The following is a 12,908-nucleotide window of genomic DNA, read 5'->3' as shown; positions in this document are numbered from 1 at the left end:
ATGGGTTTCGCGCGTCATAAGAATCAAAAGCGCGCGGGGCATGGCAAAGGGACGCAATATGTCGAATTACATCAAGCTGATCGTGCTTGGTCTGATCGCGCTGTTTGCAGCGATCGGAACCAATTATGCACGCGATTTGGCGTATCAGGTACATGCGCTGCTGGTGATGCTCATCGCCGGTGGCCTGTTCATCTGGACGCTTCGAAACACTGACGAGCCAGGTAATCAGATCGACCGCTCGGGCGAATACATGGATGGCGTGATCCGCTATGGCGTGATCGCAACTGCCTTCTGGGGCGTGATCGGGTTCCTCGCCGGGACCTTTATCGCGTTTCAGCTGGCGTTTCCGGTACTGAACTTCGAATGGGCGCAGGGTTATCTGAACTTTGGTCGTTTGCGTCCGTTGCACACCTCGGCAGTCATTTTTGCCTTTGGCGGTAACGCATTGATCGCAACCTCGTTCTACGTGGTTCAGCGTACCAGCGCGGCGCGGCTTTGGGGCGGAAACCTCGCGTGGTTCGTGTTCTGGGGCTATCAGCTGTTCATCGTGCTGGCCGCAACCGGTTATGTGCTGGGCGGAACGCAGTCCAAGGAATATGCCGAACCAGAATGGTATGTCGATCTGTGGCTGACCATTGTTTGGGTCGCCTATCTGGCTGTCTACCTGGGTACGATCATCAAGCGGAAAGAACCCCACATCTATGTGGCCAACTGGTTCTATCTGGCCTTTATCGTCACCGTCGCCATGCTGCATCTGGTCAACAACATGACCATCCCGGTCAGCATCTGGGGTTCGAAATCGGTCATCGTCTGGTCAGGCGTGCAGGATGCCATGATCCAGTGGTGGTATGGCCACAACGCTGTGGGCTTCTTCCTGACCGCGGGTTTCCTGGGCATGATGTACTATTTCATCCCGAAACAGGCCGAACGTCCGGTGTTTTCCTACAAGCTGTCGATCATCCACTTCTGGGCGCTGATCTTCCTGTATATCTGGGCCGGTCCACACCACCTGCACTATACCGCGCTGCCTGACTGGGCGTCGACGCTGGGCATGGTGTTCTCGGTGATCCTGTGGATGCCGTCCTGGGGTGGTATGATCAACGGTCTGATGACCCTGTCGGGGGCCTGGGACAAGCTGCGCACCGATCCGATCATCCGCATGATGGTCATCTCGGTCGGCTTCTACGGCATGTCCACCTTTGAAGGTCCGATGATGTCGATCCGTGCTGTGAACAGTCTCAGCCACTACACCGACTGGACCATTGGTCACGTGCATTCTGGCGCGCTGGGCTGGAACGGCATGATCACCTTTGGTGCACTGTACTTCCTGGTGCCTGTCTTGTGGAAACGCGAGCGTCTGTACTCGCTGCAAATGGTCAGCTGGCACTTCTGGCTCGCCACGATCGGCATCGTGCTTTACGCCGCGTCGATGTGGGTCACAGGTATCATGGAAGGCCTGATGTGGCGTGAAGTGGATGCCAACGGCTTCCTGGTGAACTCGTTCGCTGACACCGTGGCCGCCAAGTTCCCGATGTACGTGGTGCGTGCGCTGGGTGGCGTGATGTTCGTCGCTGGTGCGCTGATCATGTGCTACAACCTGTGGATGACTGTGCGGAAAGCGCCGGCCAAAGAGGCCAGCCTGACCGTCGCGGTCCCGGCTGAATAGAGGGAGGGCCGGAGCAATGGCAATTCTCGACAAACATAAGATCCTCGAGACCAACGCGACCCTCCTGCTGATCTTCAGCTTTCTGGTCGTGACCATCGGTGGCCTGGTGCAGATCACCCCGCTGTTCTATCTTGAGAACACCATCGAGAAGGTGGAGGGCATGCGCCCTTACACCCCTCTCGAAATGGCGGGGCGTGAGATCTACATCCGCGAAGGCTGCTATGTCTGCCACAGCCAGATGATCCGCCCGATGCGGGACGAGGTCGAGCGTTACGGTCACTACTCGCTGGCGGCTGAGTCGATGTATGATCACCCGTTCCAGTGGGGATCAAAGCGTACCGGACCTGATCTGGCGCGTGTCGGTGGTCGCTATTCGGATCAGTGGCAGATGGACCACCTGCGCGACCCTCAGTCTGTGGTGCCTGAATCGGTGATGCCGAAATACGGCTTCCTCGAACATCGCAAGATCGACGGCAAGTATATCGGTGACATCATGGCGACCAATGCGGTTGTCGGCACCCCATATACCGAGGAGATGCTGGAAAACGCGGTTGCCGATTTCAGCGCGCAGGCCGATCCTGACAGTGACTACGACGGTCTGCTCGAGCGGTACGGTGACAAGGTCAACGTGCGCAACTTCGATGGTCAGCCTGAACTGACCGAAGCCGATGCGCTGATCGCCTATTTGCAGATGCTGGGTACGCTGGTCGATTTCTCGACCTTTACCCCGGATGCAAGCCGTTAACAGGAGGGTGTGATGGAAGAATACACACTGCTTCGACAGTTCGCGGATAGCTGGATGCTGCTTGTGTTGTTTGCCTTCTTCGTTGGCATCGTGATCTGGGTTTTCCGCCCCGGTGCCAGCAAGGAATACAAGGACACCGCCAACATCCCCTTCCGGCATCAAGACAAACCCGCCACACCCAAGGAGGCGCGGCAATGAGCAAGACACCTGATAAACAGCCGGGCGATCCGAACACAACCGGGCACAGCTGGGACGGGATCGAGGAATTCGACAATCCCATGCCGCGCTGGTGGCTATGGACTTTCTACGCCACCATCTTCTGGGGCGTGATCTACACGATCATGTTTCCGGCCTGGCCCCTGGTCCATGGCGCGACAGCCGGTGTGCTGGGATGGTCAACCCGTGAAAACGTACAGCAGGACATGGTTGCCTTCGAAGAGGCAAACGCGCCCTGGAACGCCAAGCTGGTGGAAACTTCGCTGGAAGACATCGCCAAGGATGCAGAGCTTCAGCAATATGCCGTGAACTCGGGCGGTGCGGTGTTCCGGACCTGGTGCGCACAATGCCATGGTTCGGGTGCGCAGGGTGCGCCGGGTTTCCCGAATCTGCTGGATGATGCCTGGCTGTGGGGCGGAACGCTGGACGATATCGTCTACACCGTCAGCTACGGTGTGCGGAACGAAGAAAGCGACGATGCGCGCTATTCCGAGATGCCGGCATTTGGCGAAATCCTCGAACACGACGAAATCACGCAGGTGGTTCAGTACGTCATGTCGCTGAGCAATGCCCAGACCGACGATGCGGCGGCGCAGGCAGGTAAAGTTGTCTTCGAAGACAACTGTGCGGCCTGCCACGGCGAGGATGGCACAGGCGATATCTTCCAGGGTGCGCCGAACCTGACTGACGCGATCTGGCTTTACGGTGGCAGCGAAGAAACGCTGACGGAAACCGTAACTTACAGCCGCTTTGGTGTCATGCCGAACTGGGATACCCGCCTGACCGAGGCGCAGATTCGCGCCGTATCTGCCTATGTCCACCAGTTGGGTGGCGGTCAGTAAGATCTAAAGAACACCTTCGGGCGGTTCGCCGCCCGAAGGCTGGGGCACCGGCTGTTCCATCTGTTCGCGCGTTTCCTGAACAGCCGGTGCTTTTTTCCCACAATAAGGCCACTTAAACCTGTGGTCCAGATTCAGGTTTACTGTTCCCTGCGTCAAAAGTTGCTCGGATCCACCTCGCGCGGGTTTTTAATCCACCAATGACCTTCCGGCAGCCAACGGCGTTTGTGGCGACCCGGCTTTGGCGCATCGCGAATATGCGGTGCATTGATCCGGGTTGCGGTCATGAAAGATCTGGCAAAAACAGTCAGCATGGTTGGTCTCCTCTGCATGGGTATCTCTGCAATAAAGATTGACCTTTGAGGTGCTGAATGCGACTCAAATACCATTCCATGGTGTAAGTCAGGGTTACATATGAATTGGTTGTCGCTTCCCCCGTTGGCCGCGCTGAGGGCGTTTGCGGCATTTTCTGAGAAGCGCAATGTGGTCGAAGCTGGGGCTGCGCTAAACGTAAGCCATGCGGCGATTAGCCAACAGTTGCGCGTACTTGAGAAACATCTGGGTGCTGCCTTGCTGGATCGAACCGGCAAAGCCCTGACCCTGACCGCCGATGGTGAACACCTGGCCCGAGCCCTGCAACTGGGGTTTGGCGCGATCGAGGCGGCAGTGGGGGATTTGGCGCGGTCTGGTCAGGATCGCCCGGTCCACGTGTCGCTGACATCCTCTTTTGCAGCCTCATGGCTGATGCCGCGCCTACCGGCCTTTCGCGATACCCACCCCGAGGTGAACCTGATCCTTGATCCCACCGCGGAAATTGTCGAACTGCGACCGGGTGGGATCGATATTGCCATTCGGTACGGCCCCGGCGGTTGGACCGGTGTGCAATCTGAAATGCTGTTGCAGTCGCCCGTGGTCATCGTCGCCGCCCCGAAACTGCTGGGGGAAAAGACATCATGGACTCCGACCGAGCTGGCCCGGCTGCCCTGGCTTGAGGAAATCGGAACCACCGAGGCGACGACCTGGCTGGCCGAACACGGTGCTGGTCCCGAACGCGGCGCCGGGCGCACCGAGTTGCCGGGAAACCTGGTACTGGACGGACTGAGGGCCGGGCAGGGGGTCACTGTCACAGTGCGACATTTCGTCGAGCCGGACATCAAGGCCGGTCGTATTGTCGAGCTTTATGCAGAGCCGGATACGCGCGGTTACCATATTGTGACGCCAAATTCGGCACTTAGACCCGCAGTCAGGACATTTGTGACGTGGTTGAGGCGTCAGGCTCGGGAAATGTGATAAAAGGTGTCTGTACGATGCGCGTTTTGACCCATGTCAAAGTTGCTATGCACGTGATCTGGAAGAACACACACTCAGAAGAGCCAGTACCGGAGCCAGCCTGTGAGCGATTCCAACCCCACCCCCAGCCTATACGCCGCACGAGAACCGATCTTTCCGAGACGCGTTTCCGGGCCATTTCGAAACCTGAAATGGATCATCCTCATCGTGACACTGGGCATTTACTACGTTACGCCCTGGATCAGATGGGATCGTGGCCCCAGCCTGCCGGATCAGGCCGTGCTGCTGGATCTGGCAAACCGGCGCTTCTATTTCTTCTGGATCGAAATCTGGCCGCACGAGTTCTATTTCGTGGCGGGCCTGCTGATCATGGCGGGGCTGGGTCTGTTTCTGTTTACTTCTGCGCTGGGGCGGGTCTGGTGCGGGTATGCCTGCCCGCAAACGGTCTGGACTGACCTTTTCATTCTGGTCGAGCGCTGGATCGAAGGTGACAGGAACGCCCGTCTGCGCCTGCATCGTCAGGAGAAGCTGGATTTCCGCAAGGCACGGCTCCGGGTGACGAAATGGGTAACCTGGTTCCTGATCGGTCTGGCCACCGGCGGTGCCTGGGTGTTTTATTTTGCGGATGCGCCGACGCTGCTCCGCGATCTTGTGACGGGTAACGCGCATCCCGTCGCTTACACGACGATGCTGGTTCTGACCGGCACGACCTTCTTTTTTGGCGGGTTCGCCCGCGAACAGATTTGTATCTACGCGTGTCCTTGGCCGCGCATTCAGGCCGCGATGATGGATGAAGACACGCTGGTCGTGGGATACCGCGAATGGCGCGGCGAGCCGCGCGGCAAAGGCAAGCGAACAGCCGATTCCGAGTTGGGGGATTGCATCGACTGCATGGCCTGCGTGAATGTCTGCCCTGTTGGGATCGATATCCGGGATGGTCAGCAGCTTGAATGTATCACCTGTGCCCTGTGTATCGACGCGTGTGATGACATGATGGCCAAGATCGGCAAACCGCGCGGGCTGATCGACTATATGGCGCTCAGCGACGAGCCACGTGAACGCTCAGGCCAACCGCCCAAGAATGTCTGGAAACACATCTTCCGGCCCCGCACGATCCTGTACACCTCGTTGTGGTCACTGGTGGGGTTTGCGCTGCTGTTCGCCCTGTTCATTCGCTCTGACATCGATCTGACCGTAGCGCCCGTGCGCAACCCGACCTTTGTCACCCTGTCAGACGGCACCATTCGGAACACCTATGATGTCAGACTGCGCAACAAGCACGGCGAGGACCGCCTGTTCAAGTTGTCTCTGGCGGGCGATCCGTCGATGCGACTGGAAATTGAGGGAACCAAGATCGATACTGTGAATGTCACGGCGGATACGGCACAATTGACCCGTGTATACATTGTGGCATCCCGTGACAGCGGTCCGGCGGCAGCAGAAGCGACACCAGTGCGGATCTGGGTCGAAGACCTCAGCAGCGGCGAACGCGCTTACAAAGACACCACGTTCAACGGACGGGGGAACTGATCATGGCCGAACGTAAATTCACCGGAAAGCACGCTCTGGCGGTGTTTGTCGGTGCCTTTGGCGTGATCATCGCGGTGAACCTTGTGCTGGCTTATAATGCGGTGAAAACGTTTCCCGGGCTGGAGGTCAAGAATTCCTACGTTGCCAGCCAAGAGTTCAACGATCGCCTGAAAGAGCAGCAGGCATTGGGCTGGACGGTTCGGGCAGAAACCAAAGGTGGCCTTCTGATCCTGCATATTACGGACGCGACCGGTGCACCGGTTCAGGTCAGCGAGTTGCAGGCGGTGGTTGGCCGCGCAACCCATGTGCGGGACGATTTTGCACCGGATTTCACCTTTGACGGCGCGGCCTATGCCACACCTGCCACGCTGGGCAAGGGCAACTGGAATATCCGGTTGGTCGCGCGTGATGGCAGTGGCGCCGAGTTTTCGCAGCGCGTTCCGCTGTACGTGAAAGGGTAGCCGATGACGGCGCAGCTTTCATCCGGTACGGCGGCCTGTCCGGGGTGTCTGGCAGCACCAGCAGAACCCGCGCGCCCGATTCCGGAAGATGTGCAGATTGCCTTGTCCTTGCCGGGCATCCACTGCTCGGCCTGTATCACGACGGTCGAACGTGAACTGAACGCCCATCCCGGTGTCGAAGACGCGCGGGTCAACCTGACTCTGAAACGGGCGATGATCAAAGCCGCGCCGGAAACCCGAGCGGCCGATCTGATCCCGGTGCTTGAACGGGCAGGTTTCGAAGCGCACGAGCTTGACCCCGGCGCTTTGTCGGCAACACAGGCGGACAAGGCGGGACGTGACCTGCTGATGCGACTGGCCGTCGCCGGGTTTGCATCCATGAACGTGATGCTGTTGTCGGTGTCGGTCTGGTCCGGCGCAACAGACGCGACGCGCGACATGTTCCACTGGATTTCCGCTGCAATCGCGCTGCCTGCCATTGCCTTCTCGGCGCAACCGTTCTTTGCCAACGCCTGGAGCGCCCTGCGGGTGCGGCGGTTGAACATGGATGTGCCGATCACGCTGGCGATCCTGCTGGCGCTGGTCACCTCTCTGTGGGAGACCGCACTGAGCGGAGAGCACGCCTATTTCGATGCCGCGCTGACCCTGACTTTCTTCCTGCTGGCGGGCCGGTATCTGGATTACCGCACCCGCGCCGCAGCCCGATCCGCCGCAGAAGAGCTTACCGCCCTGGAAGTGCCGCGCGCGATCCGCATCTTGGATGGGGTGGCGGCCGAAGTTGCGGTGGCCGATCTGAAGGTCGGTGATCTGATCCTTGTGCGCCCCGGTGGCCGAATGCCGGTGGACGGTCAGATCGTGTCTGGTCAGTCCGAACTGGACCGTTCGCTGTTGACGGGTGAAACCCTGCCGGTGTTTGCCGAAGCCGGCCAGCTGGTCAGCGCGGGCGAGGTCAACCTGACAGGTCCGCTGACCCTGCGCGCCACAGCAGTGGGTCAGGATACGTCGCTGCACCGGATGGCGGATCTGGTGGCCATCGCTGAATCGGGGCGATCCCGCTATACCTCGCTGGCCGACAAGGCCGCCAAGCTTTATGCGCCCGGTGTCCACATCCTTTCGGCGCTCAGCTTTGTGGGGTGGTACATCTATTCGGGCGATTTGCGCACCGCTCTGAACATTGCCGCAGCGGTTCTGATCATCACCTGTCCCTGCGCCTTGGGTCTGGCTGTTCCAGCAGTGACCACCGCTGCCTCGGGCCGGTTGTTCCGCAAGGGTATGCTGATCAAGCACGCAACCGCGCTCGAACGGTTGTCCGAGACCGACACCGTGGTGTTTGACAAGACGGGCACACTGACCTCGGGTGCGCCGGAACTGGTCAATCTTGGCGACCACGCCCGCGCACAGGTCGAGGTCGCGCTGGCCCTGGCCGAGGCCTCCGCGCATCCCTTGTCTGTCTCATTGGCAAAGGCCGCGCGACAGGCCGGGATCAAACCTGCTAACGTCCGGGACATAACCGAAGTGCCGGGATACGGCACCCAAGGGGAATACCGCGGTCAACGCGTTCGTTTGGGCCGGGCCGCATGGCTCGGCGCACAGCAGGGCGCGGAAACGTCTGCCTGGCTTGCAATTGGCGACGATGCGCCCTTGGCGTTCCGTTTCTCGGACGCGCTTCGCCCGGGCGCGGACGAGGCAGTGGAAGCGTTGCGCGCGTCGGGCAAGCATGTGCTGTTGATCTCGGGGGATTCGAAAGGTGCCGTGCGCGCATTGGCCGAGAAGCTGGGAATAGAGGATTGGGTCGCCGAGGCTTTGCCGCAGGACAAGGCACAGTGCATTCAGGACCTCAGGGACCAGGGCCGCAAAGTTCTGATGGTGGGGGATGGCCTGAACGACACGGCTGCTTTGGCGGCGGCACATGTGTCGATCTCTCCGGCCTCGGCGCTGGATGCGGCGCGGGTTGCCTCGGACATCGTTCTTCTGGGTAATGACCTTCTGCCCATAGCGGATGCCTGCGATACGGCCATCAAGGCCACCCGTCGCATTCGCGAGAACTTCCAGATCGCAACCGTTTACAACGTGATTGCCGTTCCGCTGGCCGTGATCGGACTGGCGACACCGCTGATCGCGGCCTTGGCGATGTCGACCTCGTCGATTACCGTATCGCTGAACGCATTGCGGCTGAGGTAACCCTGATGGAAGTGCTTGCCTATCTGATCCCGATTTCCCTGTTTCTGGGGGGCGTTGGTCTGGTCGCCTTTATCTATACCGTTCGTTCCAATCAGTACGAAGACCCCGATGGCGATGCGCGCCGCATCCTGAGTGACGAGTGGGACGACAAACCCAAACCCTGACCAATCGCCCGATACGCGCAGAGTTCATCCAAGCGCCCTTGAAATTGCCGCAATGCCCGGCTATGTCCGGCCCATCCGCAAGCAGAGAGAACACGCCAAATGGCCACCACCAACCCGATCCAGTTCATTCAGCAAGTCCGTGCCGAAGTTTCCAAGGTCGTCTGGCCGACCCGGCGCGAAGTGCTGTTGACCACGGTCATGGTCTTCATCATGGCGGCGCTGACAGCTGTGTTTTTTGCTTTGGTCGATCTGGGTATCCGGGGCGGCCTTCAGCTGATTCTGGGCGCTTTCGGCTAAGCCGGTTCAGGCGAGGGCAAATACGACTGCCCCTTGCACCTCGCGCGATGTCAGAGTAGGTGACGCATATTCGGAATGGGCGTGTGGCGATTCGGGTCACGCGCCGCTTTTTATTCCGGATGACGTGACAGGATTTAAATGACGGGTGTGTCCGCAATATGTGATGCCCCGAAGACAAACAAGGACGACAGGTTCATGGCGAAACGGTGGTACTCGGTCAGCGTTCTTTCGAATTTCGAAAAGAAGATCGCAGAGCAGATCCGCACGTCGGTGGCTGAACAGGGCCTTGAGAACGATATCGACGAAGTTCTGGTGCCCACCGAAGAGGTGATCGAAGTGCGCCGGGGCAAGAAGGTCACCACCGAACGCCGCTTTATGCCGGGTTACGTGCTGGTGCATATGGAAATGTCGGATCAGGGCTATCACCTGATCAACTCGATCAACCGCGTCACCGGTTTTCTGGGTCCGCAGGGCCGCCCGATGCCGATGCGCGACGCCGAGGTGAACCAGATCCTCAACCGCGTTCAGGAAGGCGAAGAAGCGCCCAAGCTGATGATCACCTTCGAGATCGGCGAGAAGGTCAAAGTCAACGACGGCCCGTTCGAGGATTTCGACGGCATGGTCGAAGGCGTGGACGACGAGGCGCAGAAGCTGAAAGTATCGGTCTCGATCTTCGGCCGCGAAACGCCAGTTGAGCTGGACTTTACTCAGGTCACGAAGCAAAGCTAAGCGCGCTTCCAAAGAAATTCGAAACGCCGCGATGTGAAAGCATAGCGGCGTTTTCGTATCTGTGCCGCAGAAAGCACAACGATCTACCTGCGCCAAAGTATCGACACAATTTGTTGATTATTTCCAGAACGGCGACAATTGAGGGATTACTTGAAAATGACAGCTTTTGCGCAAGATGTGTTGGCCGTCAAAAGCAAAGAAACACCCAATGTTTCCAGTCTTCTTGTCGAAGTTGCTCGACGGACCGGGAGAAGTCCATTTTCGCTGGCCTTTGACTTTTTCAAGCTTCGCAAGAAACGCGGAAAGCTGAGGTTTTACGAGTACTTTCTTTACGAGCTTTATGATCGGGAGCGTTGGTCTGATATTGAGCGTGAGGAGTTCGTTTCATCTCATGTCCACTGGCCGCTTGTAAATGCTTGCAACAACAGTCAATGGCAGGCCCTCACCGAAGACAAATGGTTGTCTGCGTGTTTCCTCGAACACAACAGGCTGCCCGTGCCGAAAACTTTGGCTGTCTTTGATCGCAGCGCGCGCCAGTTCGGTGGAACGCCAAAACTGACAAACGCCGAAGACTTGAAGTCCTTCTTTTCGACCCACGCGTCATGCTCGGCTTTCGCGAAACCTATCGTCGGGATGTGGAGCGCAGGTGCCATGCGCATTTCGGGGCATACTGATACGCATGTCATTCTGGACGGGCAGGAACCTCAAACCTACGAGGACTTCGCAAATTCGACACTTGGTGAAATCCCCTACATCTTTCAGGACTGTCTGAAACCACATGGTTTTTTTGACGGTATTACCGACGCTATTGCGACCGTGCGCAGTTTGAACATTATCGACGACAATCAACTTTCCGTTCCGTTTACAATGCTAAAGCTGCCACTTGCGGGGAATGTTGCGGACAACTTCTGGCGGCCCGGCAACCTTCTTTGCAACCTGAACCCGGAAACCGGCGAGGTTAAGGCCATAGCCTCAGTTGAAGACGGTCGCCGAGTTGAACTTAGCTCTCTGCCGGAATGCGACCGCACTCTTATTGGTGAAAAACTGCCATTCTGGGCTGAACTGAAAAAGCTGAACCAAGAAATCGCTTTGTTGCACGCAGAAAATCACTTTGGATCAACGGATATCGCTCTTACTGAGAATGGCCCGGTTGTGGTTGAAGTGAACAATGGCTGCGCTTTTGAACTTGTGCAAATTGCGACTGGTAAAGGGTTTCTCGACGAAAAAATGAAAGAGTTCTTTAGCAAACACAATGTGAAATTCTAGAATATTGGCGAATGCGGCCTTCAACGTTGTCGGATAAGTTCCACTCGCACGTGATTTCAGGGCTCGTATTCTTGTGTCAGATCATTGTGATAAGCCAGAGGGGCGTACAGCCAGCAATGTTTCGCCCCAAAGAACGCCCAGCAAGCTTTTGACGACCAGAACGCAGTGCCTTTTGTAGGCCGGGTTCTTGTTTGATTATGGAAGCGTAACACCGCGGTGCATTTGGCACCGCGGCGGTTTAGTTTAAGACGCGGAGTCTCGACGCCGTTTCGCGTTTGGGCTTACTGCGACTGAACCATGGCTGCGCGCAAAAGCTGCGGGCGGTCGGTCTGGGACGGCAGGAAGACCGCCTGCGACCCGGCATCCAGCGCCGAAAGGCTTGCATCATACCATTGCATCGCAAGATCGCGGCGCGCCTGAACACCAAAGCCTTCGCGCAGATGGTGACCGACCAGTTCTCCGTATGCGGGTTCACCCATGGCAACCAGCATCAGCGCAGACCCAACTGCGGTATCCATGTTGTCCTGACGATATCCCATCGCAAGGCAGACCTTGCTGGTTGCGGCAAGATCAGCAGGGCTAAGACCCGAATCCAAGGCAAGCTTGCGCACCTGGGTTTCAGCCTCTGATTTCGAGTTGATAGACAGCGCGTCAACTTGCGGTGCCAACATGTCGCCAAAGGCGGCGCACTGGTCTGCGACCTGATCGGGTGTAAGACCCTGAATGCCCTGCATCAGCTCTTCGCCCTGTGCCATCGCATAGCTGCGGGCAAGGCAGAATTGTTCGCTGAGCGCAAAGTCAGGATCGGACATGTTAGACAGGGTCGTATAGCCGCCATTGGTCGACGTTTGCAGCATGACCCCGCTGCACCGATTGGCCAGCGACGGGCCTCCGGTTCCGCCGGAAAACAGGCTCGGCAGGCTGGCTGTCGTGGTTTCAGTGGCGCTTGTTGCGGGTTCGGCCTGTTGAGGCGTGATAACCGGGATGGCCGGTGCCTGGGTCTGAGGTGCAGCCGCCAAGGCAGAGCCGGTTTGCACCTGTTGGCGATAGGCCATCAAAAGCGGTTGACCCGAAAGCTGGGTTGCCGCCTGCCCACCGCTTGTCGCCCAGTAATAGGCCTGCATCAGAAAGTCATACTGATAGGGCTGGAAGTCATAGCCATTCACAGGATAGCCCATGGACACCTGGTAGCGTTCGATCGCCGACCGGGTTCCATGCCCGACCTGCCCATCGACACGCCCGGCGTTATAGCCGAAATAGTTGAGCGCGGTCTGCGTTTGCGCCCCTTGCGAGGTCGATGGAATGCCCGACCGGTAGGTCTGGCTCGAAGACCGGGACTTTTTCTTTTGCTGGTCTTTGCCGATCGCGTATCCGACGACCCCGCCAACGACAGCACCGCCGATAAAGTCGCCCGCATCGGCCCGCGCGGTCTGGGGAACGGCCGCTGCAAAAGACAGCGCAGCGATTAGAGTAGTTAATAAACGAAATATCATGACGAACCTCCGAACAAATTTGTTCTGCCCA

Annotated in this window: 14 protein-coding genes; 12 read left to right on the top strand and 2 right to left on the bottom strand. The window is 58.2% G+C overall.

All coding sequences use genetic code 11. The features are described from left to right. Nucleotides 1-58 precede the first annotated feature (58 nt). Genes ccoN through ccoP form a run of 4 tightly spaced genes read left to right on the top strand, consistent with a single transcriptional unit; the run spans nt 59 to nt 3,469 of the window. Entirely contained in the window at nt 59-1,666 is a 1,608-nt protein-coding gene (gene ccoN / locus ACR0AD_RS18355; protein WP_480488886.1) for a cytochrome-c oxidase, cbb3-type subunit I, read from the top strand. Nucleotides 1,667-1,682: 16 nt separating this feature from the next. Next, complete coding sequence (ccoO, locus tag ACR0AD_RS18350; RefSeq protein WP_209507754.1) at nt 1,683-2,411, top strand: cytochrome-c oxidase, cbb3-type subunit II; 729 nt, start codon at nt 1,683-1,685, stop codon at nt 2,409-2,411. A gap of 12 nt (nt 2,412-2,423) precedes the next feature. Then, nucleotides 2,424-2,609, top strand: a complete 186-nt coding sequence (locus ACR0AD_RS18345; protein WP_209507756.1) for a cbb3-type cytochrome c oxidase subunit 3 — start codon at nt 2,424-2,426, stop codon at nt 2,607-2,609. Beyond that, complete coding sequence (ccoP, locus tag ACR0AD_RS18340; protein WP_480488888.1) at nt 2,606-3,469, top strand: cytochrome-c oxidase, cbb3-type subunit III; 864 nt, start codon at nt 2,606-2,608, stop codon at nt 3,467-3,469. Before ACR0AD_RS18345 ends, ccoP begins: the two co-directional genes overlap by 4 nt. Nucleotides 3,470-3,621: 152 nt before the next feature. On the opposite strand, the gene ACR0AD_RS18335 is transcribed toward ccoP, so the two are convergent. Beyond that, on the bottom strand, nt 3,622-3,780 hold the full coding sequence (locus ACR0AD_RS18335; protein ID WP_480488890.1) for a hypothetical protein: 159 nt from the start codon (nt 3,778-3,780) through the stop codon (nt 3,622-3,624). 100 nt (nt 3,781-3,880) lie between these two features. Between ACR0AD_RS18335 and ACR0AD_RS18330 the strand changes: the two genes are divergently transcribed. From ACR0AD_RS18330 to ACR0AD_RS18295, 8 genes are all read left to right on the top strand, one after another. Further along, the gene (locus ACR0AD_RS18330) at nt 3,881-4,756 is read left to right on the top strand and encodes a LysR family transcriptional regulator (RefSeq protein WP_480488892.1); all 876 of its coding nucleotides are present in this window, start codon (nt 3,881-3,883) and stop codon (nt 4,754-4,756) included. Between the two features lie 102 nt (nt 4,757-4,858). Further along, entirely contained in the window at nt 4,859-6,286 is a 1,428-nt protein-coding gene (gene ccoG, locus ACR0AD_RS18325; protein ID WP_480484692.1) for a cytochrome c oxidase accessory protein CcoG, read from the top strand. Between the two features lie 2 nt (nt 6,287-6,288). Then, nucleotides 6,289-6,747 (top strand): FixH family protein, encoded by a 459-nt coding sequence (locus ACR0AD_RS18320; protein WP_209507766.1) that lies wholly within the window; start codon nt 6,289-6,291, stop codon nt 6,745-6,747. Between the two features lie 3 nt (nt 6,748-6,750). Further along, a complete protein-coding gene (locus tag ACR0AD_RS18315; RefSeq protein WP_480488894.1) occupies nt 6,751-8,928 on the top strand; it encodes a heavy metal translocating P-type ATPase in 2,178 nt (725 codons plus the stop codon). A 5-nt stretch (nt 8,929-8,933) separates the two neighbouring features. Beyond that, nucleotides 8,934-9,092 carry a cbb3-type cytochrome oxidase assembly protein CcoS gene (gene ccoS, locus ACR0AD_RS18310; protein ID WP_209507770.1) on the top strand — a complete coding sequence of 53 codons (159 nt, stop codon included), beginning with the start codon at nt 8,934-8,936 and terminating at the stop codon, nt 9,090-9,092. A gap of 99 nt (nt 9,093-9,191) precedes the next feature. Next, a complete protein-coding gene (gene secE, locus ACR0AD_RS18305; RefSeq protein ID WP_170427365.1) occupies nt 9,192-9,389 on the top strand; it encodes a preprotein translocase subunit SecE in 198 nt (65 codons plus the stop codon). 195 nt (nt 9,390-9,584) lie between these two features. Then, nucleotides 9,585-10,118, top strand: coding sequence for a transcription termination/antitermination protein NusG (gene nusG, locus ACR0AD_RS18300; RefSeq protein WP_209507773.1), 534 nt, complete (start codon nt 9,585-9,587; stop codon nt 10,116-10,118). 156 nt (nt 10,119-10,274) lie between these two features. Beyond that, complete coding sequence (locus ACR0AD_RS18295) at nt 10,275-11,384, top strand: sugar-transfer associated ATP-grasp domain-containing protein (protein WP_480484694.1); 1,110 nt, start codon at nt 10,275-10,277, stop codon at nt 11,382-11,384. Nucleotides 11,385-11,665: 281 nt separating this feature from the next. Here ACR0AD_RS18295 and ACR0AD_RS18290 read toward each other — a convergent pair whose 3' ends face one another. Further along, the gene (locus ACR0AD_RS18290; RefSeq protein ID WP_480484695.1) at nt 11,666-12,877 is read right to left on the bottom strand and encodes a peptidoglycan-binding domain-containing protein; all 1,212 of its coding nucleotides are present in this window, start codon (nt 12,875-12,877) and stop codon (nt 11,666-11,668) included. Between the last annotated feature and the right edge of the window lie 31 nt (nt 12,878-12,908).

The organism is Ruegeria sp. BH8, from assembly GCF_056538065.1.
The sequence above is the reverse complement of the archived record's forward strand: the minus strand, read 5'-3'. Positions and strand labels throughout refer to the sequence as shown.

What these genes read in the sequence shown, in the direction of transcription:
- ccoN (WP_480488886.1), top strand. Translation starts at nt 59, where the DNA reads ATGTCGAATTACATCAAGCTGATCGTGCTTGGTCTGATCGCGCTGTTT.
- ccoO (WP_209507754.1), top strand. Translation starts at nt 1,683, where the DNA reads ATGGCAATTCTCGACAAACATAAGATCCTCGAGACCAACGCGACCCTC.
- ACR0AD_RS18345 (WP_209507756.1), top strand. Translation starts at nt 2,424, where the DNA reads ATGGAAGAATACACACTGCTTCGACAGTTCGCGGATAGCTGGATGCTG.
- ccoP (WP_480488888.1), top strand. Translation starts at nt 2,606, where the DNA reads ATGAGCAAGACACCTGATAAACAGCCGGGCGATCCGAACACAACCGGG.
- ACR0AD_RS18335 (WP_480488890.1), bottom strand. Translation starts at nt 3,780, where the DNA reads ATGCTGACTGTTTTTGCCAGATCTTTCATGACCGCAACCCGGATCAAT.
- ACR0AD_RS18330 (WP_480488892.1), top strand. Translation starts at nt 3,881, where the DNA reads ATGAATTGGTTGTCGCTTCCCCCGTTGGCCGCGCTGAGGGCGTTTGCG.
- ACR0AD_RS18320 (WP_209507766.1), top strand. Translation starts at nt 6,289, where the DNA reads ATGGCCGAACGTAAATTCACCGGAAAGCACGCTCTGGCGGTGTTTGTC.
- ACR0AD_RS18315 (WP_480488894.1), top strand. Translation starts at nt 6,751, where the DNA reads ATGACGGCGCAGCTTTCATCCGGTACGGCGGCCTGTCCGGGGTGTCTG.
- ccoS (WP_209507770.1), top strand. Translation starts at nt 8,934, where the DNA reads ATGGAAGTGCTTGCCTATCTGATCCCGATTTCCCTGTTTCTGGGGGGC.
- secE (WP_170427365.1), top strand. Translation starts at nt 9,192, where the DNA reads ATGGCCACCACCAACCCGATCCAGTTCATTCAGCAAGTCCGTGCCGAA.
- nusG (WP_209507773.1), top strand. Translation starts at nt 9,585, where the DNA reads ATGGCGAAACGGTGGTACTCGGTCAGCGTTCTTTCGAATTTCGAAAAG.
- ACR0AD_RS18295 (WP_480484694.1), top strand. Translation starts at nt 10,275, where the DNA reads ATGACAGCTTTTGCGCAAGATGTGTTGGCCGTCAAAAGCAAAGAAACA.
- ACR0AD_RS18290 (WP_480484695.1), bottom strand. Translation starts at nt 12,877, where the DNA reads ATGATATTTCGTTTATTAACTACTCTAATCGCTGCGCTGTCTTTTGCA.